Here is a 25733-nt window from a genome sequence, read left to right as displayed (position 1 = left end):
GGCTTTTGTTCTATGGGTTTCAGTTGGAGCCGATCAGGGCAAGGTTGCCATTGCCCGTCTGGATCAGCACGCCTTGCGACGTGGTCTGCGGCGGCGAGACGATCGCTCCGCCGCCCACCGACAGGCGCGCCATCAGGCTGCCGTCGCTGCGCGACAGGAAGTGCACGTAACCGTCCAGGTCGCCGACGGCGAGCGCGCCGCCGAGCAGGGCCGGCGCGGTCAGCTGGCGGTTCTTCAGCGCGGCCTGCTTCCAGACGTTGCCGCCATTGTCCAGCGCGAAGGCGCTGACCACGCTGTTCTGGTCGGACGCGTAGGCGAAGCGCTCATCCAGGCTCATGCCGCTGACGCTGGAGAAGTCCTTGGCCCAGATCGGACGGCCGCCGGCCGTCACGTCAAAGCATACGATACGCCCTTGGTAGGCAACCGCGCAAAGCAGGTTGCCGGCGATGCGGGGCGAGCCCACCACGTCGGTCAGGCGTTCCAGGTCGCTGGCGCCGCGCGGCGTGGCCACGGTGCCTTCCCACTGGACGTTGCCGCTGTCGGAGGCGATGGCCATGAGCTTGCCGCCGGGCAGGCCGGTGATGACCAGCCCCTCGGCCAGCACCATCTGGGCGGCGCTGCGCAGAGCCAGGGCCGGGCCGGGCCGCTGCACGCTCCAGAGGCGGTCGCCGCTGTTGGCGTCAAAGGCCTGGATGCGATAGTCGCCGCTGCGCACCACGACGATGCCGTAGCCCACCACGGGCGGAATCGTCACGTCGCTGGTGGCGCGGGCCTTCCACTTGACCTTGCCGGTATCGTCGAAGGCGATCACGTCGCCGTCGGGCGAAGCCACGGCCGTGGTCGTGCCGTCGCTGCCGACGCCGGCGGAGAGCTGCTTGGTCTCGGCGCGGACCTTCCAGATCTGGCGGCCGCTTTGCAGGTCGAACTTGCCGACCGAGCCGTCGGGCGTGGCGGCATAGACGGCGTCGTTGACGACGGCGGGCGCGAAGCCCAGGCCCGAGCCGCTGCCCACCGAAACGGACCAGACCTGACGCACCGACATGCCGGCCTTGTACTCGGTCAGGGGCGCCGGGTCGTAACGGCCGTCGTCCCGGGAAAACATGCCGCAACCGCCCAGGACCAGCAGGCCCGTCAGGCATACGGCGCCGCGCAGGGCACGGCCAGTGGCAAATTTACGCATTACAGTCAGGCTCCGCTCAGGGCATCCAGTTTCAATTGCACGACTTGGGTCAGCGGATTCGCGGTTCCCAGGCCATCGATGGCGCTTTGCCATGCGGCCCGCGCCTCGTCGCGCTTGCCCTGGGCAGCGAGGATATCGCCACGGCGGTCGGCGAACAAGGCCGCGAACGCGGGCGGCGGGCTGTTCAGCTGCGTCAGCGCGGCATCGTATTGCTTCTGGTCAAGCAGCAGACCCGCCAGGCGCAGGCGCGCGACGGATTGCATGGACGGGTTCTTGTTCTGGGCGGCCAGCCATTCGAGCTGCTCGCGCGCGCCGTCCGTATCCTTCTGGATCAGCAGGGCCTGGGCCGCCACCAGCGCGCCGCGGGCGGCGTAGCCGGTGGAGCCGTACTGCTCGCGCAGCGTGGCGGCGGCGGTCTTGATGCGCACGACCGAATCGGCGGTGCCCAGGCGCGCCGCGTCCTCAAGCGCCTCGAAGTAGCTCATGGCCTGGTTCGCGCGATGCGACTCATAGGCCTTCCAGCTCCACCAGCCGCCCCAGGCCAGGGCCACGGCGGCCACCAGCGAGATGACCACCGTGCCGTAGCGGGCCCACCAGGCCTTGATTGCGTCGAGTTTTTCCTGTTCTTCGAGATCGTATGCCATGCCTTAACCCTTGTTCTTCAATACGCTGGCCAACTCCGCCAGGGCAACCTGCCGCTGCTCGGCCTCGCCTTGCGCGTCGGCCCGCAGGAACTTGACGCTGGCGGTCCGCGCGGCCACTTCGTCGGCGCCAAGAATAACCGCAACCCGCGCGCCGCTGCCGTCGGCGCGCTTGAATTGGGATTTGAAGCTGGCCGCGCCCGCGTGCACGATCACCGACAGACCGGCGTCGCGCAGGTCCTCGCCAACCTGCGCGGCCAGGCGCTGAGCCTGCTCGCCCTGGTGCACCACGTATACCTCGCACTCGGGCTCGGCCTGGACCTCGACGCTCTGCTCCCACAGGTCCAGCAGGCGTTCCATGCCGATGGCGAAGCCCACGGCGGGCGCCGGCTTGCCGCCCAGCAGCTCGATCAGGCCGTCGTAGCGGCCGCCGCCGCACACCGTGCCCTGAGAGCCCAGGCGATCGGTCACCCACTCGAACACGGTCAGGTTGTAGTAGTCCAGCCCGCGCACCAGGCGCGGGTTCAGGCGGTATTCGATGCCGGCATCGGCCAGGCGCTGGCACACGCCGTCGAAGTGCGCGCGCGATTCCTCGCCCAGGAAATCGAACAGGCGCGGCGCGCTGTCGGCCATTTCCTGCATGGCGGGATTCTTGGTGTCCAGCACGCGCAGCGGATTGGTGTACATGCGGCGCTGGCCATCCTCGTCGAGGATGTCGCGGTGCTTTTCCAGGTGCTCGATCAACGCGGCGCGGTGCGCGGCGCGCTCGGCCGGCTGGCCCAGCGAATTCAATTCGAGCCGCACGTCGGTCAGGCCCAGCAGCTTCCACAGGCGGGCCAGCATGACGATGAGTTCAGCGTCCACGTCGGGACCGGCGAAGCCCAGCGCTTCGACGTCGATCTGGTGGAACTGGCGGTAGCGGCCGCGCTGCGGGCGCTCGTGGCGGAACACGGGGCCGATGGAATAGACGCGCTGCGGGCGATCGTAGAGCAGGTTGTGCTCGATGGATGCGCGCACGATGCCGGCCGTCATTTCCGGACGCATGGTCAGCGATTCGCCGTTGAGCGCGTCGGTGAAGGTGTACATCTCCTTCTCGACGATGTCGGTGACCTCGCCGATGCCGCGCGCGAACAGGCGCGTATGCTCAAGCACCGGCGTGCGCACGTTGCGATAGCCGTAGCCGCGCAGCCAGCCGCGCACGATTTCCTCGAATTGTTCCCAGCGGGCGCTGGCCCCCGGCAACAGGTCATTCATGCCGCGTATCGCGGCCACTTTCTGGAAAGCTTGAGTCATCTTGATCATGCCGTCCCGCGCGCCTGCCGGCGCACGCAACGACCCTACCCTTACTTTTAGTGAGAGGCGTGCGCGCCGTAACGGCGCGCAACGTAGTCTTCGACAATGGCCTGGAACTCTTCGGCGATGTGATCACCCTTGAGCGTGACCGTGCGCTCGCCGTCCACGAACACCGGCGCTGCGGGCACTTCACCCGTGCCCGGCAGGCTGATGCCGATGTCCGCGTGCCGGCTTTCGCCCGGCCCGTTGACCACACAGCCCATGACCGCGACGTTCATGTTCTCGACGCCCGGATACTGCGTGCGCCACAGAGGCATCTGCCGTCGCAGATAGGACTGGATGCTGTCGGCCAGCTCCTGGAAGAACGTGCTGCTGGTGCGGCCGCAACCCGGGCAGGCCACCACCAGCGGCGTGAACGCGCGCAGGCCCATGGTCTGCAGGATTTCCTGCGCCACCACGGCCTCGCGGCTGCGGTCGCCGCCCGGCTCGGGCGTCAGCGAAATGCGGATGGTGTCGCCAATGCCCTGCTGCAACAGCACGGCCAGCGCCGCCGTCGAGGCCACGATGCCCTTGCTGCCCATGCCGGCCTCGGTCAGGCCCAGGTGCAGCGGATAGTCGCAACGGGCGGACAGATCACGATAGACGGCGATCAGGTCCTGCACATGGCTGACCTTGCAAGACAGGATGATGGCATCGCGGCGCAGGCCCAGCTCTTCCGCGCGCTGCGCATTGCTGATGGCGGACACGACCAGCGCGTCGCGCATCACCGCCTGAGCCTCCCAGGGCACCGCGCGCTGGTTGTTCTCGTCCATCTTGCGGGCCATCAGCTCGTGGTCCAGGCTGCCCCAGTTCACGCCGATGCGCACCGGCTTGTCGTAGCGGCAGGCAACCTCGATCATCTGCGCGAAATTGTCGTCGCGGCGCTTGCCGCCACCCATGTTGCCCGGATTGATCCGGTACTTGGACAGGGCCTGCGCGCATTCCGGGAACTGCGTCAGCAGCTTGTGGCCGTTGTAGTGGAAGTCGCCCACCAGCGGCACGTCCACGCCCATGCGGTCGAGCTGCTCTCGGATGGCCGCGACTTCACGGGCGGCTTCCGGCGTGTTGACCGTGATCCGCACCATTTCGGAACCGGCCAGCGCCAGTTCCTTGACCTGGATCGCGGTGGCGATGGCGTCGGCGGTGTCGGTATTGGTCATGGACTGGACCACCACCGGCGCGCTGCCGCCGATCGTCACCACGCGCTCGCCCCACTTCACGTCCACTGAACGCGTGGCGCGGCGCGGCGCGGCTCCCACATCGGGAGGCGGCGCATCCTGGCAAGGCAGAGAGGATTCTTGCATCGGGGAAACCGGGTTTACTTGGACAGCTTGGGGAGCCAGTCGAACGCCAGCCAATGCTGGGGCAGCCAGCCCTGCCAGAACGCATAGGCCACGCCGGCGGCCAGCACCAGCACGATGGCGATCAGCCAGCCCCAGGACGCCGACGAGGAACGCTCGTCGTCGGCCCCGGACTGGGGAATGGAATGCGCGGAATGCAGCGCGCCCGGGCTGAGCTTGACCGGCCCGGTGACGCGTTCCTTGGGATCGAGCGACTCGACGATGGCCTGCGAGTCCGCGCCAAGCAGACGCGCATAGTTGCGGATCAGGCCGCGCAGCGACACGCCCGAGGGCAGGTCGGCCCATTGCTCGTTTTCAAGGGCTTCGATCTGACGGGCGGAGAACTTGATCCGGCTGGACACTTCGTCCACCGACCAGCCCTTGGATTCGCGCAGCGCGCGCAGCGCCGAGCCGATCTTTCCAGTACCGGCCGCGGACGTCTCGGACACCGCTGCGGAAGCCAATTCCTGCGTCATGCATGCACCTGTTTAATTGGTATGGTCTGGCGCTGTGCGGCGTTGCGCTCGGTGATCCGGGTGCGGTCGCGCACTTCCCCGGCCAGTTGGCCGCAAGCGGCATCAATGTCGTCTCCCCGTGTCTTGCGCACCGTCGTGACGATGCCCGCGTCCATCAGGCGCTGCGCGAAGACTTTCACACGCGCCGAAGGCGAGCGCTTCAGGCCCGACTCGGGGAAAGGGTTGAACGGGATCAGGTTGAGCTTGCAGCGCACCAGTCGTGCAAGCTGGATCAATTCCTTGGCGTGCTGGTCGGTGTCATTGATGCCGTCCAGCATGCAGTATTCAAAAGTGATGAAGTCGCGCGGCGCATGCGCCAGATAGCGCTCGCAAGCGGCCAGCAGCTCCTTCAACGGGTATTTCTTGTTCAGCGGCACGAGTTCGTCGCGCAGCGCGTCGTTGGGCGCGTGCAGCGACACGGCCAGCGCCACCGGACAGTCCTGCGACAGGCGGTCCATCATGGGAACCACGCCCGAGGTCGACACGGTGACGCGGCGGCGCGACAGGCCGTAGGCGTTGTCGTCCAACATGAGGCGCAGCGCCGGCAGGACCTGGTCGTAGTTGAGCAGAGGCTCGCCCATGCCCATCATGACGACGTTGCTGACCACGCGGGTGTCTTCGGATGCCTTGGCGCTTTCCAGGCGCGCCGTGCCGATATCGGCCTCGAGCACACGCTTGGCCCACCACAGCTGGCCGATGATCTCGCTGGTCTTCAGGTTGCGGTTGAAGCCCTGGTGTCCGGTCGAGCAGAAACGGCAGTTCACCACACAGCCGGCCTGGCTGGAGATGCACAGCGTGCCGCGATCGTCTTCGGGGATGAAGACCGTCTCGATGGCGTTGCCCTGCCCCACGTCGAACAGCCACTTGCGCGTGCCGTCGGACGAACGCTGCTCGGTATTGACCGGCAGGGCCTCGATGCGGCAGCGCTCGGCCAACTGGCCCCGGAACTCGCGGGCCAGGTCGGTCATGGCGTCGAACGAATCGGCGCCGCGCTGGTGCATCCAGCGCTGCAGCTGGCGGGCGCGAAACGGCTTGCCCCCCCATTGCCCGACGAGTTCGGACAGGGCGGCGCCATCAAGCCCCAGCAGATTGATTCGTTCGACGGATTCCATGACCTGGCAAAGCTAAAAAACGATTACGGCGTTTCCGCGAGAATCAACGGCTGTGGATGTTGATTTCGGGGAAGAAGAAGGCGACTTCGACAGCGGCCGTTTCCGGAGCGTCGGAGCCGTGCACGGCGTTGGCGTCGATGCTGTCGGCGAAATCGGCGCGGATGGTGCCCGGGGCGGCCTTCTTGGGGTCGGTGGCGCCCATCAGGTCACGGTTCTTCTGGATGGCTTCTTCGCCTTCCAGCACTTGCACGAACACGGGGCCCGAGACCATGAAGTCGACCAGGTCCTTGAAGAAGGGGCGTTCTTTGTGCACGGCGTAGAAGCGCTCGGCATCGGCGCGCGACAGCTGTTGCAGGCGGGCGGCGATGACCTTCAGGCCGGCTTGCTCGAAGCGGGCGACGATCTGGCCGATGACGTTCTTGGCGACGGCGTCGGGCTTGATGATCGAGAGGGTGCGTTGGATGGACATGGAGAACTCCGAAAACTGGTTTCTGACTGGTTTCTGATTAATTGCCCGGCGTGGTTCCGCGCCTGTCGGTTTCACCCTTCAGGCGCCGTCGCGCTGCCTGCGCGCAAGCGGTCCGGAACGCATCACCGTTCCAGGCCGGCCCGTACCACACGGCCGAGGCAGGATTCGACACTGCCCACCTATGTCCATCCCATGCCGGCCTGCGCCGATATCCCGCCAGGCCGCCGGCATTCCGTCTGAGGGAATCCGCCGGCCCGCGGCCCTGCCGAAGTAATGGTCCGGCAATGCCCAACGGACGCGCTGGACGGCATGTTCTGAAATCTCACCGCGTTTTCATTGAAGTTTCAATATGAACTTTTTCAATGAATCCTCAATGAATTCAGGGACTTCCAAAAGGTTTACAGTAACCCGGTATTCTAACACGGCGAGAAGACCGCATTACATCTTAAAATGATCGGTTTGCTGCCCGCCTCCATCGACCGGGCCACCTGTCTGCCGGAACCCTGCAATGACCCAAGCCGCAACCCCGAACGCCGCCGCTGGCGCCACCGAATCCCCGGAGCTTTCCAAGAGCTTCGAACCCGCCGAACTCGAATCCCGCTGGTATGCGGAATGGGAGAAGCGCGGATATTTCACGGCCGGCCAGCACGTAAAAACGGGGCCGGAAGCCACGCCCTATGTGATCCAGTTCCCGCCGCCCAACGTGACGGGCACGCTGCACATGGGCCATGCCTTCAACCAGACCATCATGGACGGCCTGGTCCGCTACCACCGCATGTCGGGCAACGACACCGTGTTCATTCCCGGCACCGACCATGCCGGCATCGCCACGCAGATCGTCGTTGAAAGACAGCTCGACGCCCAAAAGGTTTCGCGCCACGACCTGGGCCGCGAGAAGTTCGTCGAAAAAGTCTGGGAATGGAAGGAAAAGTCCGGCAGCACGATCACCGGACAGGTCCGCCGCCTGGGCGCATCCGCCGACTGGCCGCGCGAGTACTTCACCATGGACGAGCGCATGTCGCGCGGCGTGGTCGAGACCTTCGTGCGCCTGCATAAACAGGGCCTGATCTACCGCGGCAAGCGCCTGGTCAACTGGGATCCCAAGCTGCTGACGGCCGTGTCCGACCTGGAAGTGGTGTCCGAGGAAACCGACGGCCACATGTGGCACATCCTCTACCCCTTCGTCGACGGCCCGCAGACCATCACCGACAAGGACGGCCAGAGCGTCACGCTGCGCGGCCTGACCATCGCCACCACGCGCCCCGAGACCATGCTGGCCGACGGCGCGCTCTGCGTGCATCCGGAAGACCCGCGCTACAAGCACCTGGTCGGCAAGCTGGTCGAGCTGCCGCTGTGCGACCGCAACATCCCCATCATCGCCGACGATTTCGTCGACCCCGAATTCGGCACCGGCTGCGTCAAGATCACCGGCGCGCACGACTTCAACGACTACGCCTGCGCGCTGCGCCACGATCTGCCCATGATCGTGATCTTCACGCTGGACGCCCACATCAACGAGAACGGCCCCAAGCAATTCCAGGGCATGGAGCGCTACGAGGCCCGCAAGGCAGTGGTCGCCCAGCTGGAAGCCGAGCAGTTCCTGGTCAAGGTCGAGCCGCACAAGATGATGCAGCCCAAGGGCGACCGCACCGGCGTGGTGCTGGAACCCATGCTGACCGACCAGTGGTTCGTCGCCATGAGCAAGCCGGCGCCCGAAGGCACGCTGAACCCGGGCAAGAGCATCACCCAGGTGGCGCTGGAAGTCGTGGCCGACGGCCGCATCCAGTTCTACCCCGACAACTGGACCACCATCTACAACCAGTGGCTCAACAACATCCAGGACTGGTGCATCTCGCGCCAGCTGTGGTGGGGCCACCAGATCCCCGCCTGGTACTCGGAAGACGGCCAGGTGTTCGTCGCCCACAACGAGGCCGAAGCCATCGAACAGGCCCGCGCCGCCGGCGTGACGGGACCGCTGACGCGCGACCCCGACGTGCTCGATACCTGGTTCTCGTCCGGCCTGGTGCCCTTCACCACGCTGGGCTGGCCCGAGAACACGCCGGACCTGCAGCGCTACCTGCCGTCCAGCGTGCTGGTCACGGGCTTCGACATCATCTTCTTCTGGGTCGCCCGCATGGTCATGCTGACCACGCACATGACCGGCCAGATCCCGTTCAAGCACGTCTACGTGCACGGCCTGATCCGCGACGCGGACGGCCAGAAGATGAGCAAATCCAAGGGCAACACGCTGGACCCCGTGGACCTGATCGACGGCATCGACCTGGATGGGCTGGTGGCCAAGCGCACCTACGGCCTGATGAACCCCAAGCAGGCCGGCTCCATCGAGAAGGCCACGCGCCGCCAGTACCCGGACGGCATCCCCGCCTTCGGCACCGACGCGCTGCGCTTCACCATGGCCGCCTATGCCACGCTGGGCCGCAACATCAACTTCGACCTGAAGCGCTGCGAGGGCTACCGCAACTTCTGCAACAAGCTCTGGAACGCCACCCGCTTCGTGCTGATGAACACCGAGGGGCATGACCTGACGGGTTCGGACGCCGGCGAGACCTCGTTCGTCGACCGCTGGATCATCAGCCAGCTGCAGACGCTGGAAGCCGACGTGGCGCGCGGCTTCGCCGACTACCGCTTCGACAACGTCGCCAACGCGCTGTACCGCTACGTATGGGACGAATACTGCGACTGGTACCTGGAGCTGGCCAAGGTCCAGATCCAGACCGGCACGCCCGCTCAGCAGCTGGGCACGCGCCGCACGCTGATCCGCGTGCTGGAAGCGGTGCTGCGCCTGGCGCACCCCATCATCCCCTTCATCACCGAGGAACTGTGGCAGACAGTCTCGGTGGTGGCCGGCAAGCGTCAGGCCGGCGTGCCCGGCAGCGTCAGCGTGCAGCCCTTCCCGGTCGCCAACCCCGCCGCCCAGGACGCGGCGGCGGAAGCCGACGTGGCCGAACTCAAGGCCCAGGTCGAGGCCGTGCGCGCGCTGCGCGGCGAGATGAGCCTGTCGCCGGCCCAGAAGGTGCCGCTGTGCGCCCAGGGCGAAGACCGGAACATGCTCAAGCGCAACGCGCCCTACCTGGCCGCGCTGGCCAAGCTGAGCCAGGTCGATGTGCTGGATGCCCTGCCCGATGCCGGCGCGCCGGTGCAGGTGGTCGGCGCCAGCCGCCTGATGCTGCACGTGGAGATCGACGTCGCCGCCGAACGCGTGCGCCTGGACAAGGAAATCGCCCGCCTGGAAGGCGAGATCAACAAGGCCAACGGCAAGCTGTCCAACGCCAGCTTCGTCGAACGCGCCCCCGCCGCGGTCGTCGAGCAGGAAAAGGCCCGCGTCGCGCAATTCGGCGAAACGCTGCGCAAGGTGCAGGAACAGCGCGCCAAGCTGGGCGCCTGATCGTCGCGCGAGGCCCTGATGGCAAAAACCCCGGACGCAGGTCCGGGGTTTTTTATCGACCGTTCTTTTTATCGACCGTTCTTTACTGGCCGCTCTTGACTGTCCGCATTTTTGGCGGGTTCGTGCCGGCGCCCGGCCCCGCCATGAATGCACCGCGCAGCGCGCCAGGCAGCAACGCAATACGGCGGGTTCCAGCGGCCGGAACCAAGCCGTCGACTCAGCTGGCCTGGGACGGTTTGGATTTGCGGCGGCGCGCCGGCTTGGCCGGATAGGGATCGGGCAGTCCGGCCAATGCCGCCAGATGGCGCTCATCGGCCTTGTCGAGCAGGCCGCGCGAACGGGCCGCCTCGATCAGCTCGGGTCGCCGGGCAGCCGTCAGTTCAAGCGAGCGCTCGCGCCGCCAGGCGGCGATCTGCGCATGGTGACCGCTGAGCAGCGGCGCGGGCACGGCCGCGCCCTCATAGACTTCCGGGCGCGTGTAATGCGGACTGTCCAGCAGGCCGGACAGCGTATCGTTGAACGAGTCCTGCAAGGCCGAGTCGCCATCGTTGAGCACGCCGGGCAGCAGGCGCACGGCGGCATCGATGACCGCCAGCGCGGCGATCTCGCCGCCGGACAGCACAAAGTCGCCCAGCGAGATTTCCTGGGTGACGCAACGTTCGATGAACCGCTGGTCCACGCCCTCGTAGCGGCCGCAGATCAGGATCAGCCCATCGCTCGCGGCCAGGGCCTCGGCTCCGGCCTGGTCATAGCGGCGCCCCACCGGCGCCAGCAAGGCGACCGGCGCAGGCCCCAGCCCCTGGGCAGCCCGCGCCTGCTGGGCGGCGCTGACAGCCGCCTCCAGCGGAGCGGCCATCATCACCATGCCCGGACCGCCCCCATAGGGACGGTCGTCCACGGTGCGATGGACATCGTGCGTGAAGTCGCGGGGATTCCAGGCATGCAGGGACCACCGACCCTGGGCGTGCGCCCGGCCGGTGACGCCGAGGTCGCGCACTACCCCGAACATTTCGGGAAAGAGCGTAACGACGTCGATACGCATCAGAGGTCCAGCGGCCAGTCGCTGTCAATGCGGCGAGCGGCGAGGTCCACGGAAAGAATGTGCGCGCGTACGAACGGAACGAGCATATCGGCAGGCTTGCCCTTGGCATTGAGGATGGCTTCGGGACCGTCGGCCCCTTCCCTCTGGCACAGGACCTTCAGCACGGCGTGGGCGCCGTTGTCGAAGACCTCGTCCACCACGCCGATCAGCGCGGGTTCGCCATTGGCGTTGGTATACAACGCGCAGCCTATCAGGTCGACCCAGTAGTATTCGTCTTCTTCGGGCGCGGGGAAGGACCCGCGCGAGGCCCGCACGGAAAATCCGCGCAAGGCTTCGGCCAGATCGCGATCGGCAATGCCCGCCAACTGCGCCACGACCGTGGCGCCCTGGGAACGGGATTGCAGGACCTTGTATGCGACCGGCCCAGACGCGACAACGCCCCGCGCCGATTCGGGCACAGGGCGAGTCAACCACCATTCAGAAGCCGTGAGCAGCACTTCGGCTTGCGCCGAGTGTGGCTGCACCTTGACCCAGCCTTTGATGCCGTAGGCCGCAGTGATGCGGCCCAGCTCGATCAGATCCGCAGGCGCCGCGTTGGAGGGTGCGGCAGCAGACATGTCGTGAGTATGGGTTGCGTAATGGCAGCTATTGAAGCTGTAGCAGGCAGGAAAAACCGGCAGGGCTACCGCGCAGGCACTTAGGCCGCGGCGGAAACCTTGGCCGAGTAATCCTTGACCAGACGCTCGACAGCGGGCGACAGTTGGGCGCCGTTGCTGGTCCAGTGTTGCACGCGATCCAGCGCAATGCGCAGGTTCTCGGCACCATCATTGCCCACCGGGTTGTAGAAACCCACGCGCTCAATGAAACGGCCATCGCGACGGTTGCGCGAATCAGCAGCCACCAGGTTGTAGAACGGACGCTTCTTGGACCCACCGCGGGCCAGGCGAATCACCACCATAGGTAATCCCTTGAATTAGTTGTGAAAAACGGGAAATTCTAGCACCTAAAGAAGCCGGCTGGCAAATCCAGGCGCCAAATTTCATCGGGAAGCGCGTTTTATACGACAAACAGCACGCCAAAACGCCACATCCCTGCATTGTACAAATCCGGGCCGGAACCCGCTCGCCGCCTAGCGTCTGCGCAGGAAATGCGTGCAGCCGCCGTCCGACTCCTGCTGCGCGAGCAGCGCGTTGCCGGTCTGGCGCGAGAACGCCTGGAAGTCGCGGACAGCATTGCGGTCGGTCGTGACCACTCGCAACACCTGCCCGCTTTCCATCTGCGCCAGGGCTTTCTTGGCGCGCAGGATGGGCAGGGGGCAAGTCAGGCCGCTGGCGTCGACTTCCATATCGAAAGCCGGCGTCTCGCCGCCCTGCCCTGCCTGTACGTCCGACGCATTCATCAGAGACGCTCTTCCACCCACTTCTGCACGCTGGCGATCGCCGCTGGCAGGGCCGCGGCGTCGGTGCCGCCGCCCATGGCCATGTCCGGACGTCCGCCGCCCTTGCCGCCCACCTGGCCGGCCACGAAGCCCACCAGGTCGCCAGCCTTGACGCGGCCGGTCAGGTCGGCCGTGACGCCGCCCACCACGCTGATCTTGCCTTCGGCGCCGGTCGCCAGCAGCACGACTGCGGGCTTCAGGCGGTCCTTGAGGTTGTCGACCATGCCGCGCAGGGCCTTGGGATCGACGTCGGCGATGCTGGCGGCCAGGACCTTGATGCCCTTGACCTCGACCGCGGCGCTGGACGCCAGGTCGTTGCCGGCGCTGGCGGCCAGCTTGCTGCGCGACTGCTCCAGGTCTTTTTCCAGGGCCTTGACCTGATCCTGCACCTGCGCGATGCGCGCGGGCAGGTCGGCCGGCGTGCTACGCAGCATGCCCGCGACCTGCGTCAGCAGCGCGTTCTGGTTCTGCACCCAGGCCAGCGCGTTGTCGCCGGTGATGGCTTCGACGCGACGCACGCCCGCGGCCACGCCACCTTCGGACACGATCTTGAACAGGCCGATGTCGCCGGTGCGGGACACGTGGGTGCCGCCGCAGAGTTCGCGCGAGAAACCGATATCCAGCACGCGCACGGTGTCGCCGTACTTCTCGCCGAACAGCGCCATGGCGCCGCCCTTGACCGCGTCGTCATAGGGCATGACCTGCGCCACGGTGGGCTGGTTGGCCAGGATCTCAGCATTGACGATGGCTTCCACGCGGGCGATCTGCTCGGCGGACAGCGGCGCGTCCTGCGCGAAGTCGAAACGGGTCTTGTCGGGATCGACCAGCGAGCCGCGCTGCTGGACGTGAGCGCCCAGCACCTGGCGCAGCGCCTTGTGCATCAGGTGGGTGGCGGAGTGGTTGCGCACGGTGCGCGCGCGGCGCACGGCGTCGACGCGGGCCAGCAGGCTGTCGCCCACCGACAGCGTGCCCGATTCCAGCACGCCATGATGGCCGAACACGCCGGCCTGGATCTTGAGCGTATCGGCCACGGCGAAGCGCAAGCCGTCGGCTTCCAGCAGGCCGGTGTCGCCGACCTGGCCGCCCGATTCGGCGTAGAACGGCGTGGCATCGAGCACCACGACCGCGCTCTGGCCGGCCTGCACCTGCTGCACCTGGGTGCCGTCCACGTACAGGGCGGTGACCTTGGCGCCGCTCAGCTCGAGCTGCTCGTAGCCTTCGAAGCGCGTGTCGGCGCCTTCGTAACTCAGGCCCTCGGCCATCTTGAACTTGCCTGCGGCGCGGGCCTGGTCGCGCTGGCGCTCCATGGCGGCCTCGAAGCCTGCCATGTCCACGTCGACATCGCGCTCGCGGCAGATGTCGGCGGTCAGGTCCACCGGGAAGCCGTAGGTGTCGTACAGCGTGAACAGCGTGGTGCCGTCCAGCTGCCCGCCCTTGGCCACGCCGGCCAGCGCGCCGTCCAGGATGCGCATGCCGTGCTCCAGCGTTTCGCCGAAGCGTTCTTCTTCCTGCTTGAGCACCTGGGCCACGCGCTCGGCGATCGCGGCCAGCTCGGGATAGGCTTCGCCCATTTCGGCGACCAGGTCCGGCACCAGGCGGTGGAAGAAGGGCTTGGTCTGGCCCAGCTTGTAGCCATGGCGCAGCGCGCGGCGCACGATGCGGCGCAGCACGTAGCCGCGGCCTTCGTTGCTGGGGATCACGCCGTCGACGATGAGGAACGAGCAGGCGCGGATATGGTCGGCGATGACCTTGAGGGAGTTGTCTTCCAGGTTCTTGACGCCGGTCTCGCGCGCGGCGGCGGCGATCAGGCGCTGGAACAGGTCGATTTCATAGTTGGAGTGCACGCCCTGCAGCACGGCGGCGATGCGTTCCAGGCCCATGCCGGTATCGACACAGGGACGCGGCAGGCGCGGCATGTTGCCGGCGGCGTCGCGCTCGAACTGCATGAACACCAGGTTCCAGATCTCGATGTAGCGGTCGCCGTCTTCCTCGGGCGATCCAGGGGGGCCGCCCCATACGTCCGGGCCGTGGTCGTAGAAGATTTCCGAGCACGGACCGCAGGGGCCGGTGTCGGCCATCTGCCAGAAGTTGTCGGAGGCGTAGCGCGCGCCCTTGTTGTCACCGATGCGGATGATCCGCTCGGCCGGCACGCCGACTTCCTTGGCCCAGATGTCGTAGGCCTCGTCGTCTTCCTGGTACACCGTGACCCACAGCTTCTCGGCGGGCAGCTTGTAGACCTGGGTCAGCAGCTCCCAGGCGTACGAGATGGCGTCGCGCTTGAAGTAGTCGCCGAAGCTGAAGTTGCCCAGCATCTCGAAGAACGTGTGGTGGCGCGCGGTGTAGCCCACGTTTTCCAGGTCATTGTGCTTGCCGCCGGCCCGCACGCTACGCTGCGACGACGTCGCGCGCGAATACGAGCGCGTCTCCTTGCCGGTGAACACATCCTTGAACTGGACCATGCCCGAGTTGGTGAAGAGCAGGGTCGGGTCGTTGCCCGGCACGAGCGACGACGAAGGAACGATGGTGTGTCCCTTGGACTTGAAGAATTGCAGGAACTGCTGGCGAATCTCGGAGGATTTCATCGTGGACGACGCGGAATTTAGGCGAATCTTTGATTATATAGAGGGTTGGCGGCAATGGAGTCCCTCCCGGACGCTGCCGCCCGGCTCCTGATTGCGCAGCGCCGTGGCCCTCAGGCCGCCGCCCTGGAAGCGCAGTTCGGGCCAGACGCCGGGCAGCACCACGTAGGGCGCGCGGCGCGTATGGGGCAGCGGGCGCTCGCCCTCTTCGTCCACGCCCAGGATGGCCGGCAGCCGGGCCTCTGGAGCGAAATGCAGCCAGGTTTCGCGGCCGTCGTCGAATACCTGCATCGGCGCGACAGCCTGATCGCCGGACAGGCGCCAGCCAAAATCGAACGGGCACGCCGACGGCGCCGGCACCGGCCAGGCCGCCCCGTCCATGCCCGGCGGGCTTGCGCACGCCCCAAGCCCGCCCAAGCCGGCCGCGATGATGATCCGCCAAGACATGCCTTCTCCTCCGTCACCGGCGCGCCGGACGGCGCACGCTTGCAGGCATGATCGCGGGCGGCGAAATCCGGCGCCAGACTGGCATGTACGGAGGGACGGATTTATCCCCGTGCCGTCGCGCCGGGTGACGGCACAGGCCGGAAAGACGCGGCCCGGCGATGACTGGCAACCAGGTCCGGCGCGTCGGCAGGGCGAAAAAAAGCCCGGTCCGAGGACCGGGCCTTGCCTTAGGCGACCGCCGACGGCGTCGCGCTCAGCGTTGCGTGGCGATGGTACGCGCCTGGTTGGCGGCGTTGTTCAGCGCGGCCATCGGCGGGGTCTTGCCTTCGAACGCGTCGGTCAGCTGCTGGTTCAGCACCGGTTCAATACGCGTGTAGTTCGCCATGCGGAAGCCGCGGCTGCTGGCGGACGGACGGGCGCTCATGGAAGCGATCACGGCTTGCGCGCCGGGAATGCTCTTGTAGAACGACACATCGGACGCGCGGAAAGCGGCCTCGGTCAGCGGCAGATAGCCGGTGCGCTGGTGCCATTCGGCGGCGACCACGGGCTTGGACAGCCAGGCCAGGAACTGGGCCGTGGCCTTTTCCTGGTCCTTCGGATGGCCTTCCATCGCCCACAGGGCCGAGCCGCTGACGAAGGGCTGGCCGCCATTGCTGGTGGCCTGGTCGTAGTACGGCAGCGGCGCGACGCCGAAGGACAGCGACTTGGTCGCCAGGAACTGACCGAACGAACCGGAATTGGACGTCAGCACCGCGCACTCGCCCTTGGCGAACAGCTTGTCGGCGCCGTTGTCGGCCGTGTGCGCCATGAACAGCAGCGAACGCTTCCAGCTCACCATCAGCGAGATGTGGCGCATGTAGAGCGTGTCGAACTGCATGGTCGGCGCCGGCGTCTTCTTGGTGACGGCGTCCAGGCCATTGTTGTTGCTGGTGAACAGCTGGCCGTTCACGGGCGCCAGGTTCTCAAGGTGCACCGCGACCTGGTCGCTGGAGGCATAGGGACAGTCGATGTCGGCCACGTCGCGCAGCTTGAGCAGCTCGCCTTGCAGGGTGGACCAGGTGCGGGCGGGCTTCTGCGGATCCAGCCCGGCCTTCTTGTAGGCGGCGGTGTTGTAGAACATCACCGGTATCTCGGCCATCCAGGGGAAGGCCAGCAAGCGGCCCTTGCCGTCGCGCACGAAGCTGCTGGTGGCGGGCACGTACCAGTTCAGGTCCTTGATCGGATACTTGGCCAGCAGTTCGTACATCGGCATCACGGCCTTGTGCTCGGCCACGACTTCGGGCGAACGGTTGTCGGCCAGTTGCAGCAGATTGGGGGCCTTCTTGGCCTTGACCGCGGCAGTGGTTTCCTGCTGCAGCTGCGCCTGCGAGGCAAAGGCGCGCAGCGTGACGCTGACCTGATCCTGCTCCTTGTTGTATTGCTTGGCCAGCTTTTCGAACTCGGCCTTGTTCGCGTCGGTCAGCGTATGCCAGACCTGGATTTCCACGGGGGCGGCATGCGCCACGCCCGCGGCCGCCATGGCGGCGCCAAAGACCCATGCCCGCCGGCTGGCGAACATCGCGCGGGCAACACCCGCCAATTGCAGTTTCTTCATAGGTTCACAGACCAAGGAAAGGAAATTCCGGTTCAGGCTGGCGCCCGCTGACCACGTCAGCCAGGGCCCGGCCCGAGCCAACACCCATCGTCCAGCCGAGCGTACCGTGTCCCGTGTTGACATACAAATTGGGGATACGACTGCGGCCGATGATGGGCACGTTGGAAGGCGTGGACGGGCGCAGGCCCGACCAATAGCCGACGCGCTCGAAATCGAGCGCGTCGGGAAAAAGTTGGCGGGCGAGGCGGGTAAGCGCCTCGCAACGCGCGGTGTTCAGGCCACGGGAATAGCCCGACAGCTCTGCCGTGCCGGCCATGCGCAGCCGGTCTCCCAGCCGCGAAAAGACGATCTTGTGGCTGCTGTCCGTCAGGCTGACCACGGGCGCGGCATCGGGCCTGACGATCGGGAAGGTCGCCGAATAACCCTTGGCCGGATAGACGTTGCAGGGGATGCCCAGTGGACGCAGCATGGCGGGACTGAAGCTGCCCATCGCCACCACGTAGGCGTCGGCCGACAGCGTGCCGTAGCGGCCGTCCGGATCGATCAGCTCCACGCCCTGCACGTTGCCGCCGGCCGTGAGCAGCCGGGTGGCCTGGGTGTTGTAGCGAAACTCGACACCGGCCCGCGCGCAATGCTCGGCCAGCGCGACCGTGAACAGGTGCACGTCACCGCTTTCGTCTTCCGGCGTGTAGTCGCCGCCGACGATGGTATTGCGATGCGGCGCCAGCGCGGGCTCGATGGCGATGACCTCGTCGGCCGACACCACGCGGCGCTCGACGCCGAAGTCGCGCATCAGCCCGGCGGCGCGCTGGGAATTTTCGAATTCCTGCGGATCGCGATAGAAATTCAGGATGCCGCGCTCCAGATGGTCGTACTGGATGCCCAGGTCGGCGCGCATGGCGCGCAACGTGGCGCGGCTGTATTCGGCCATGCGGACCATGGCGCGGATGTTGGGCGCCAGCCTGCCGGGCAAGCACTCGCGCAGGAACGCCAGGCCCCACATCCATTGGCGCCAGTCGAGCTGCGGGCGGAACAGCAGCGGCGCGTCTTCCTGGAACATCCACTTCAGCAGCTTGAACGGCGCCTGGGGATTGGCCCAGGGTTCGGCGTAGGACACCGAGATCTGCGCGCCGTTGGCCAGGCTGGTTTCCTGGGCGGGGCCGGTGCAGCGGTCGATCACCACGACGTCGTGGCCCGCCTGGCTCAGCCACCAGGCGCTGGAAATTCCGATGATGCCGCTACCCAATACCGCTACTTTCATGCCCGCATTGCTCCATGCGCGGAGTCTGGCGTCGGACCCGATGTCCGCGCGCCGCTCCAGGCCGCTGCCGAAATGACACTGCAGTTTACTCCGGCGGCCTGCCGCCGCCTACGATGCCCGCAGGCAAAAATTGGGGCGGAATCCGACGGCCCGGCTCCAGCCTGCCCGATCCGCCCCTTGCACCCAGCCGGCCAGGCCAGGCCCGGCTCAGCCAGCGGCCTTGGCCAGGTCGGCCTCCGACGTGAAGGCGTCGGCGTAGAACTCTTCCGCCGGCAGGCCGCACTGGACGCTGAATTCGCGCCGCGCCGCGTCCACCATCAAGGGCGTGCCGCAGGCATAGACCTGGTGGCCCGACATGTCGGCGATGTCCTGCATCACGGCCTCGTGCACGAAGCCGGTGCGGCCCGTCCAGCCGTCTTCCTGCAACGCGTTGGAGACCACGGGCACGTAACGGAATCCGGGCAGCGCCTCGGTCCACGACTGCGCCAGCGCGTCCATGTACAGGTCCTGCGGACGGCGACCGCCCCAGTACAGCGATACCGGACGCTGGATGTTCTTGTGGATCATGTGCTCGACGATGGCCTTGACCGGCGCGAAGCCGGTGCCGCTGGCCAGCAGCACCACCGGCTTGTCGCTGTCCTCGCGCAGGAAGAACGAGCCGAACGGTCCTTCCAGGCGCAGGATCTCGCGCTCTTTCATCTGCGTGGCGCCAGCCCCGAACACGTGGTCGGTGAACAGGCCGCCGGGCATGTGGCGGATGTGCAATTCCAGCGGGCTGCCAGTGTGCGGCGCGCCGGCCATGGAATAGCTGCGGCGGCGGCCGTCCTTCAGGATGACCTCGACGTACTGGCCCGCGTAATAGCGGAACTGCTCGGAGGCCGGCAACTGCAGCTTGAGCACGGCGACGTCGGGCGCGGCGCGCTCCATCGTCTGCACGCGCGAGGGCAGCTTGCGGATCTGGATATCGCTGGCGAGGCGAACCTCGGTGGATTCCACCACCAGATCCGACTCGGGCCGCGCCTGGCAGAACAGCGTATAGCCGTCGGCCAGTTCTTCGGGCGACAGGATCTGCGCGGGGTACTGGCCGGCGTCGAACTCCCCGGACACCACCTTGCCTTTGCAGGTGGAGCAGGCGCCGTTGCGGCAGCTGTAGGGCAGCACGATGCCCGCGGCCAGGGCCGCGTCGAGCACGGTCTGGCCGGGCTCGACCGGGAACTGGTGCTTGCTGGGTTGGATGATGACCTGGAAGCTCATGGCATGAAACAGTATGGGGTTGACGGGGCGCGCCATCGCGCGCGTCCCGCCCGGCCCGGCCTCAGGCCGGGAACTTGCGGATTTCCTTGACGCGGTTGGCGTCGTCCACCAGCACGACCTTCGGCTTGTGCGTGGCCGAGTCTTCCTCGGACATGGGGCCGTAGGTGCAGATGATCATCAGATCGCCCACCTGGGCGCGGCGGGCGGCGGCGCCGTTCAGCGAGATCGCGCCGCTGCCGCGGGCGGCCTTGATGATGTAGGTGTCGAAGCGCTCGCCGTTGGTGACGTTGTAGAGCTCGATGCGCTCGAACTCGCGCATGCCGGCAGCGTCCAGCAGGTCCTCGTCGATGCCGCAGGACCCCTCGTAATGCAGGTCGGCTTCGGTGACGGTGACGCGGTGCAGCTTGGCCCGCAGCATGATGCGTTGCATGGTAGAAAATATCCTGGTTTCGCGACCCGGAGCGCGAAGTGATGCAAGAATCCCGTCCTGGCGGCCAGCCTCGGCCGGCGACGCCCGGAACGGGACGGAAGGACGACGGCGCCCGGTTTTGCCGTCGAAAGCCGGTATTCTATAATTTTTGCCGCTGCGGGACGGCCTGCGGCTGCGCGCGATCAAACAAGCCGCGCATCCTGTCCCGGGGACGACCCCATCGCGCCGGCGGCGCGCCGGCAATCGGCGCATCGGTCATGCCGGCGCGGCTTTCGTAGGAGTCGTCATGACTTGGATCATCTTGGTGCTCGCGGGCCTGTTTGAAGTCGTCTGGGCCGTGGGCCTGAAATACACGCACGGATTCACCCGCCTCGTCCCCTCGCTCGTCACCGTGGCCGGCATGGCCATCAGCTTCTGGCTGCTGGCCCTGGCCATGAAAACGCTGCCGCTGGGCACCGCCTATGCCATCTGGGTGGGCATCGGCACCATCGGCGCCTTCATCGCCGGCATCGTGCTGTTCGGGGAATCCACCAGCTGGATGCGCATCGTCAGCGTGGGACTGATCGTGCTGGGGCTGGTCGGCCTGAAGCTGTCGTCGGCCTGACGCCAATCCGGTCCTGCCCCCCCACCCGGCGGCCATGTCCGCCGGGCCTAGAAATCCAGTTCGATCCGCACCGCGTCGCCAACCTTCAGGCGCGCCTGCGCCGGCGCGTCCAGGATGGCGTTCTGGCCGAACACCACGCCGATGTCCAGATTACGGTAGGACGCCAGCGTGCGGCCCGGCTCGTCGAACTGCTGCGCGCTGCGCTGGTCGATGTCCGGAATCGAGCAGCGGGTGCAGGGCTTGACGAAAGCCATGCGCACGTCCGCCGCCTCGATCAGCGCGGTGTGGTCCTCTTCGAATGCCTCCCAGTCCCCCTGCACCACGATATTGGGCCGGAACCGGTCCATCGGCACCTCGGCCGCGCCCTTCGCGCGCAGCCGGGCGTTCAGGTCGTCCAGCGAGGCCTGGTTGGCCACCAGCAGCGGAAAGCCGTCGGCGAAACCGAAATGATGGGTGCCCGAGAAACGCTCGGACTCGTCCGGATGCGCATCCAGCCAGCGCGACACCCAATCGGTCTTGGCCGGTCGGCGCGCGGCGGGATCGACCTTGTACAGGCGACAGGGCGTGCCCAGGAAATCCGAGAACCAGCGGCCGGCGGCGGCGCTTTCGCGCAGCGCGGGCAGGCTGTCCTTCCAGACGGTGACGGTTTCGCTGCCCGCTTCCAGGCCGGAGCCGTCCAGCGCGATCAGCAGGTCGGCCATGTCGGGCGCCGACACGCGCAGCGCGCCGTCGTCGATCGCGGTGCGGATGAGCGCCATGCGCGGCCACTGGCGCTGCGTCATGAACTGCCCGCTGCCGTCGATCAACATCCAGCGCCGGTCGTGCGCCAGCCCCGCGCGGTCGATAGGCGATTCGCTCAGATCGATGCCGGCGCAGGATTTGATGGGATAGATATGCAGGCTGAGGATACGGGCGGACATGGCGCGGATGGCGAGATGTGAAAGTCGCCAGAGCATAGCGGAAGGTCGAAAAAAAGCCCAGGCCGCGGCCTGGGCTGCGCGCGCCGGCGCTCCCCGTTGGGGATGCCGGCGCGCCGATCGCGGTGCAATCCTGCCTCAAGCGCCGACCAGCTTGAGTGCGTCCAGCGGCGTGACCGCCTTGAAGGCCTTGCGCGTGGCGATGTGCTCGGGCCTTGGCGTCAGGCCGTACTTCGGCGGACCCAGCGTGTTCTCCATGCTGTTGTAGACCATGAATACGTTGGCGCGCGGCCAGGGCGAGATGTTGCTGTTGGAGCCATGCATGGTGTTGCAATCGAAGAACACCACCGATCCGGCCTTGGCCGTCATGGCCTGGATGCCGCCCTGCTCCACCAGCAGCTGCAGGCTGACCGGATCCGGCACGCCGTACTCCTGCTTCTTGAGCGACTGCTTGTAGTGCTCGTTGGGCGTCTGGCCGACGCAGGAAATGAACTGCCGGTGCGAACCCGGCACCAGCATCAACGGGCCGTTGTTGGCGTTGTTGTCGGTCAGCAGCACCGAGCAGCTCAGCGCCCGCATGGCGGGCATGCCGTCCTCGACGTGCCAGGTCTCGAAGTCCGAATGCCAGTAGAACTCCTTGCCCTTGAAGCCCGGCTTCATGTTGGCGCGCGACTGGTGCACGTACACCTCGGACCCGAGGATCTGGCGCGCCACGTTGACCAGGCGCGGATCGCGCGTCAGGCGGGCCAGCACGGGGTTGAGCACATGCACCATGAAGATCGAGCGCACGGCGTTGCTGCCCGGCTCGGTGATGGCCTCTTCGCGCCGCATGATGGACGGGTCGCGCGTCATGCGCTCGACCTCGGCCGCCAGGGCGCGGACCTCGCCGGGCGACAGCAGATCTTCCAGCAGCAGGAAGCCGTCGCGTTCGTACCGTTCCAGTTGCGCGGCATCCAGGGCATCGGCGTAAAGGCCGTCGCCGTGGACCACCGGATCCTGGCGGGAAATGATGGCGGAACCGCGATCCGTACGCGAGGCGTACGGATCTTGCGCAGGTGAAATCATGTTCGCCTCCTTGTTCAGGCCGCGACCGCGTCGGCGCCCGCCTCGGGCAACGCATAGACGCCGTCCTTGTCGTGCACCTCCTGACCGGTCAGCGGCGGATTGAATACGCAGATGACGCGCAGCGGCTCCTTGCCGCCGCACAGCCAGTGCTCGTCATGCTCGTTCAGGGCATAGACCACGCCCGGTTCGAGCGCGTAGGTCTTGCCGTCGGCGATGGTCTGGATCGAGCCGTCGCCCTCGACGCACCAGACCGCTTCCAGGTGGTTCTTGTAGTGGATGTGCGTGCGGCCGCCCGGGAAGATCGTGGTTTCATGGAAGGAAAATCCCATGCCGTCCTTTTTCAGCAGCACGCGGCGGCTGACCCAGGTGTCCGTGCGGACTTCGTCCGCCGTTCCGATCACGTCCTTGACATTGCGTACGATCATCCGCGTTTACCTCCAAATTTCAGAATGCGGGCGGACTGCCCGTCTTCGTCGGCCAGCGCCTCGGACACGCTGGCCTCGATCACTTCCAGGCCGCGCATCAGCAGGCCTTCCTCGATAGTGAGCGCGGGCAACAGCTTGAGCACTTCGTCGTGCGCGCCCGAGGTCTCGATGACGACGCCCTTGCCGAAGGCGCGCTTGGCGATACGGTTGGCCAGCGCCGGCGAGGCGTTGGACACCAGCCCCTGGATCAGGCCGCGGCCGCGCACCGACAGGCCGGCATTGGGAAAGCTGTGCACCAGGTTTTCCAGCCAGTCGCGCACCAGGCTTTCCTTGCGCTGGATCTCGGCGCTGAAGGCAGCGTTGGTCCAATAGGTTTCCAGCGCCTGCGTGGCGGTGACGAAGGCCAGGTTGTTGCCTCGGAACGTGCCGCTGTGGGCGCCCGGTTTCCAGACGTCCAGCTCGGGTTTCATCAGCACCAGCGACATGGGCAGGCCGAAACCCGACAGCGACTTCGACAGCGTGATGATGTCCGGCCGGATGCCGGCGGCCTCGAAGCTGAAGAAGGTGCCGGTGCGGCCGCAGCCGACCTGGATGTCGTCCACGATCAGCAGCATGTCGTGCCGCTGGCAGAGCTTGGCCAGCTCTTTCAGCCAGCGCAGCGTGGCGACGTTCACGCCGCCCTCGCCCTGCACGGTCTCGACGATCACGGCGGCCGGCTTGTCCAGGCCGCTGCTGGGGTCATCCAGCATGCGCTCAAGATAGGCCATGGTGTCGACGTCGGGACCGAAGTAGCCGTCATACGGCATGAAGCTGGTGTTGGCCAGCGCGTAGCCCGCCGCGTCGCGGAACTTCATGTTCGCGGTCGCCGCCAGCGAACCACCGCTCACGCCGTGAAAGCCGTGCGTGAACGACACCACATTGGGGCGGCCCTTGACCTGGCGCGCGATCTTCAGCGCCGCCTCGACCGCGTTGGTGCCGGTGGGTCCGGTGAACTGCAAGGTGTATTGCCAGTTGCGCGGCTTGAGCAGCACGCGGTCCACGGTTTCCAGGAACGCCTTCTTGGCGCTGGTGGCCATGTCCAGGCCGTGCACCACGCCATCGGCGCGCACGTAGTCCAGCAGCTTTTCCTTGAGGACAGGATTGTTGTGGCCATAGTTCAGCGTGCCGGCGCCGCTGAAGAAGTCTATGTACTCGGTTCCCTCCTCGTCGATCAGCGTCGAGCCCCTGGCCTGGCTGAATATCACGGGGAACGACCGGATGTAGCCCCTTACTTCCGACTCCATCCGGTCAAAGATTTTCAAGTCCATGTGATCAATCCTCCCTTTCAGATCATGAGTTGACAGACGGCCTGCTCCCGCCCGGCCACGCCTCGCGGCGGCCGGACCGTCAGCACCATCCCGGTTATGGCAGGGCGCCCGCCCCACCCGCCTACGGGGCGGGCAAGGTGAACGGGCCTATCCTCAACAACATCTCGTCGTCATGGTCCGCGCCGCCGAACAATTGCCGGTCGAAGAACGGCTGCTCGCTGACGTGGGCGCCCAGCTCCGCGGCGAGGCCGGCGAAGCTGCGGCGCGAAGCCTGGTTGTCAGGCCCCACCGTGGTTTCGAGATGACGAACATGCTCCAGCCCCTTGCGCCGCAAGAGTTCTCTGAGCATGGCGCGGCCTAACCGATGGCCGCGTGCGCGGGCGTGCACCGCGACCTGCCAGACGAACAGGACGTCGGGCCGGTCGGGCAGCACATAAGCGGAGATAAAACCGTCGATGCGTCCTCCGGCGCTTTCGGCCAGGACGCAGGTGTCGCTGAAATGCTCAGCCAGGAGCAAGTACGCGTAGAGGGAATTGAGGTCGAGCGGCGGGCACTCGGAGATGAGGCGGTGCAGGGCGGCGCCGTCCTTGCGGCTGGGCGGGCGCATCTGCTGCGTCCCGCCGCAAGCCGCCGGCGCCACGGCACTTGAGAGGATGGGGGTTTCCTGTGCGGTATCGATCATACGACCAGCCCCGATTCGGGAGGCGCGCCGCCGGTGGGCACCTCGAGGATGGGAGAAGCAGGATCGGCGTGCGGCTCGGCGGCGGCCGCGTGCCCGTCCTGCTCCATCAAGGCCACGATGCGCTCCAGCGACAGCGTGATGGTGGCCTGCTCCAGTTCCGGCAACGCGTTCAGCGCGTCCGCCAGGTGTTTCTGTAGCGGCGATGGCGCATCCTTGGCCAGTGCGCGTCCGGCTTCGGTCGCGGTGACGAACACGATGCGGCGGTCTTCACGGCCGCGCTCGCGCCGGATCAGCCCCTTGTCCTCCAGGCGGTCCAGGATTCCGACCACGGTGCTGGGACTGACGTGGATCTCGCGGCTGATCGCCGTGGCCGTCAGCGGCCCGTTGGCGATGACGGTGCGCAGGCACATGAGCTGCGGCGCGGTGATGTGGCTCACCGCCGACAGCTGCCGCGAATGCAGGGCGATCGAGCGCGTGATGCGGCGCAAGGCCCGCAGGATGCGCAGGTCGTACTGCTGCGAGGGATCGGTTACGGTCTGTTTATTCATGACTGAATCAGTTCAGTTAAATTGATTTCTGTACAAATGATATGAGCGCAATTCTCCTCTGTCAAACCTGAGCCCGGCGGATTTTGTAATCAAATCCATGTACCCCGCCCGCCCTCTGCCCCGGCGTTTCCCGCGACGACAGCCG

25 protein-coding genes are annotated in these 25733 nt (G+C 66.6%); 2 read left to right on the top strand and 23 right to left on the bottom strand.

Translation table 11 applies throughout. The features are described from left to right. Positions 1 to 19: 19 nt before the first annotated feature. Genes bamB through ndk form a run of 7 tightly spaced genes read right to left on the bottom strand, consistent with a single transcriptional unit; the run spans position 20 to position 6589 of the window. A complete protein-coding gene (gene bamB / locus AC6LJ5_RS11510; RefSeq protein WP_103275329.1) occupies positions 20 to 1180 on the bottom strand; it encodes an outer membrane protein assembly factor BamB in 1161 nt (386 codons plus the stop codon). 5 nt (positions 1181 to 1185) lie between these two features. Next, positions 1186 to 1824 (bottom strand): YfgM family protein, encoded by a 639-nt coding sequence (locus AC6LJ5_RS11505; RefSeq protein ID WP_103275330.1) that lies wholly within the window; start codon positions 1822 to 1824, stop codon positions 1186 to 1188. Positions 1825 to 1827: 3 nt separating this feature from the next. After that, a complete protein-coding gene (gene hisS / locus AC6LJ5_RS11500) occupies positions 1828 to 3114 on the bottom strand; it encodes a histidine--tRNA ligase (protein ID WP_498140526.1) in 1287 nt (428 codons plus the stop codon). A 56-nt stretch (positions 3115 to 3170) separates the two neighbouring features. After that, positions 3171 to 4457, bottom strand: a complete 1287-nt coding sequence (gene ispG / locus AC6LJ5_RS11495) for a flavodoxin-dependent (E)-4-hydroxy-3-methylbut-2-enyl-diphosphate synthase (RefSeq protein ID WP_103275331.1) — start codon at positions 4455 to 4457, stop codon at positions 3171 to 3173. A 14-nt stretch (positions 4458 to 4471) separates the two neighbouring features. Next, positions 4472 to 4969, bottom strand: coding sequence for a helix-turn-helix domain-containing protein (locus AC6LJ5_RS11490; RefSeq protein WP_103275332.1), 498 nt, complete (start codon positions 4967 to 4969; stop codon positions 4472 to 4474). Next, positions 4966 to 6120: a dual-specificity RNA methyltransferase RlmN gene (rlmN, locus tag AC6LJ5_RS11485; RefSeq protein ID WP_212312488.1), complete on the bottom strand. Its 1155-nt coding sequence runs from the start codon at positions 6118 to 6120 to the stop codon at positions 4966 to 4968. Before rlmN ends, AC6LJ5_RS11490 begins: the two co-directional genes overlap by 4 nt. A 43-nt stretch (positions 6121 to 6163) precedes the next feature. Further along, the gene (ndk, locus tag AC6LJ5_RS11480; protein ID WP_103275334.1) at positions 6164 to 6589 is read right to left on the bottom strand and encodes a nucleoside-diphosphate kinase; all 426 of its coding nucleotides are present in this window, start codon (positions 6587 to 6589) and stop codon (positions 6164 to 6166) included. A gap of 508 nt (positions 6590 to 7097) precedes the next feature. On the opposite strand from ndk, the gene AC6LJ5_RS11475 reads away from it, so the two are divergent. Further along, on the top strand, positions 7098 to 9995 hold the full coding sequence (locus AC6LJ5_RS11475; protein ID WP_498140525.1) for a valine--tRNA ligase: 2898 nt from the start codon (positions 7098 to 7100) through the stop codon (positions 9993 to 9995). Positions 9996 to 10212: 217 nt separating this feature from the next. Here AC6LJ5_RS11475 and trmD read toward each other — a convergent pair whose 3' ends face one another. The 10 genes from trmD to panD form a co-directional block, all read right to left on the bottom strand. Beyond that, entirely contained in the window at positions 10213 to 11037 is an 825-nt protein-coding gene (gene trmD / locus AC6LJ5_RS11470) for a tRNA (guanosine(37)-N1)-methyltransferase TrmD (protein WP_498140524.1), read from the bottom strand. Beyond that, the gene (rimM, locus tag AC6LJ5_RS11465) at positions 11037 to 11654 is read right to left on the bottom strand and encodes a ribosome maturation factor RimM (protein WP_498140523.1); all 618 of its coding nucleotides are present in this window, start codon (positions 11652 to 11654) and stop codon (positions 11037 to 11039) included. Before rimM ends, trmD begins: the two co-directional genes overlap by 1 nt. A gap of 80 nt (positions 11655 to 11734) precedes the next feature. Beyond that, positions 11735 to 11995: a 30S ribosomal protein S16 gene (gene rpsP, locus AC6LJ5_RS11460; RefSeq protein ID WP_103275338.1), complete on the bottom strand. Its 261-nt coding sequence runs from the start codon at positions 11993 to 11995 to the stop codon at positions 11735 to 11737. Between the two features lie 171 nt (positions 11996 to 12166). Then, positions 12167 to 12436, bottom strand: coding sequence for a sulfurtransferase TusA family protein (locus AC6LJ5_RS11455; protein WP_498140522.1), 270 nt, complete (start codon positions 12434 to 12436; stop codon positions 12167 to 12169). After that, complete coding sequence (alaS, locus tag AC6LJ5_RS11450; RefSeq protein ID WP_392411555.1) at positions 12436 to 15057, bottom strand: alanine--tRNA ligase; 2622 nt, start codon at positions 15055 to 15057, stop codon at positions 12436 to 12438. Before alaS ends, AC6LJ5_RS11455 begins: the two co-directional genes overlap by 1 nt. Before the next feature lie 33 nt (positions 15058 to 15090). Continuing rightward, complete coding sequence (locus tag AC6LJ5_RS11445; protein ID WP_498140521.1) at positions 15091 to 15501, bottom strand: TrbG/VirB9 family P-type conjugative transfer protein; 411 nt, start codon at positions 15499 to 15501, stop codon at positions 15091 to 15093. 253 nt (positions 15502 to 15754) lie between these two features. Next, a complete protein-coding gene (locus AC6LJ5_RS11440; protein ID WP_103275342.1) occupies positions 15755 to 17095 on the bottom strand; it encodes an extracellular solute-binding protein in 1341 nt (446 codons plus the stop codon). 4 nt (positions 17096 to 17099) lie between these two features. Further along, positions 17100 to 18356, bottom strand: coding sequence for a D-amino acid dehydrogenase (locus AC6LJ5_RS11435; protein ID WP_103275343.1), 1257 nt, complete (start codon positions 18354 to 18356; stop codon positions 17100 to 17102). Between the two features lie 207 nt (positions 18357 to 18563). After that, a complete protein-coding gene (locus tag AC6LJ5_RS11430; RefSeq protein ID WP_103276574.1) occupies positions 18564 to 19610 on the bottom strand; it encodes a CDP-6-deoxy-delta-3,4-glucoseen reductase in 1047 nt (348 codons plus the stop codon). A 61-nt stretch (positions 19611 to 19671) separates the two neighbouring features. Further along, the gene (gene panD, locus AC6LJ5_RS11425; RefSeq protein ID WP_103275344.1) at positions 19672 to 20040 is read right to left on the bottom strand and encodes an aspartate 1-decarboxylase; all 369 of its coding nucleotides are present in this window, start codon (positions 20038 to 20040) and stop codon (positions 19672 to 19674) included. A 286-nt stretch (positions 20041 to 20326) separates the two neighbouring features. Between panD and sugE the strand changes: the two genes are divergently transcribed. Continuing rightward, positions 20327 to 20644 (top strand): quaternary ammonium compound efflux SMR transporter SugE, encoded by a 318-nt coding sequence (gene sugE, locus AC6LJ5_RS11420; protein ID WP_212312470.1) that lies wholly within the window; start codon positions 20327 to 20329, stop codon positions 20642 to 20644. A 47-nt stretch (positions 20645 to 20691) separates the two neighbouring features. On the opposite strand, the gene AC6LJ5_RS11415 is transcribed toward sugE, so the two are convergent. From AC6LJ5_RS11415 to AC6LJ5_RS11390, 6 genes are all read right to left on the bottom strand, one after another. Next, entirely contained in the window at positions 20692 to 21564 is an 873-nt protein-coding gene (locus tag AC6LJ5_RS11415; RefSeq protein WP_103275346.1) for an MOSC domain-containing protein, read from the bottom strand. Positions 21565 to 21699: 135 nt separating this feature from the next. After that, a complete protein-coding gene (gene thpD / locus AC6LJ5_RS11410) occupies positions 21700 to 22626 on the bottom strand; it encodes an ectoine hydroxylase (RefSeq protein WP_103275347.1) in 927 nt (308 codons plus the stop codon). A 14-nt stretch (positions 22627 to 22640) separates the two neighbouring features. Further along, positions 22641 to 23051, bottom strand: coding sequence for an ectoine synthase (locus tag AC6LJ5_RS11405; protein WP_103275348.1), 411 nt, complete (start codon positions 23049 to 23051; stop codon positions 22641 to 22643). Beyond that, positions 23048 to 24358 carry a diaminobutyrate--2-oxoglutarate transaminase gene (gene ectB, locus AC6LJ5_RS11400; protein WP_103275349.1) on the bottom strand — a complete coding sequence of 437 codons (1311 nt, stop codon included), beginning with the start codon at positions 24356 to 24358 and terminating at the stop codon, positions 23048 to 23050. Before ectB ends, AC6LJ5_RS11405 begins: the two co-directional genes overlap by 4 nt. 121 nt (positions 24359 to 24479) lie before the next feature. Continuing rightward, the gene (gene ectA / locus AC6LJ5_RS11395; RefSeq protein WP_103275350.1) at positions 24480 to 25040 is read right to left on the bottom strand and encodes a diaminobutyrate acetyltransferase; all 561 of its coding nucleotides are present in this window, start codon (positions 25038 to 25040) and stop codon (positions 24480 to 24482) included. Then, positions 25037 to 25588, bottom strand: a complete 552-nt coding sequence (locus AC6LJ5_RS11390; protein WP_103275351.1) for a MarR family winged helix-turn-helix transcriptional regulator — start codon at positions 25586 to 25588, stop codon at positions 25037 to 25039. Before AC6LJ5_RS11390 ends, ectA begins: the two co-directional genes overlap by 4 nt. Between the last annotated feature and the right edge of the window lie 145 nt (positions 25589 to 25733).

The sequence above is a fragment of the Achromobacter sp. 1011791174 genome (genome assembly GCF_059760925.1).
The sequence above is the reverse complement of the archived record's forward strand: the minus strand, read 5'-3'. Positions and strand labels throughout refer to the sequence as shown.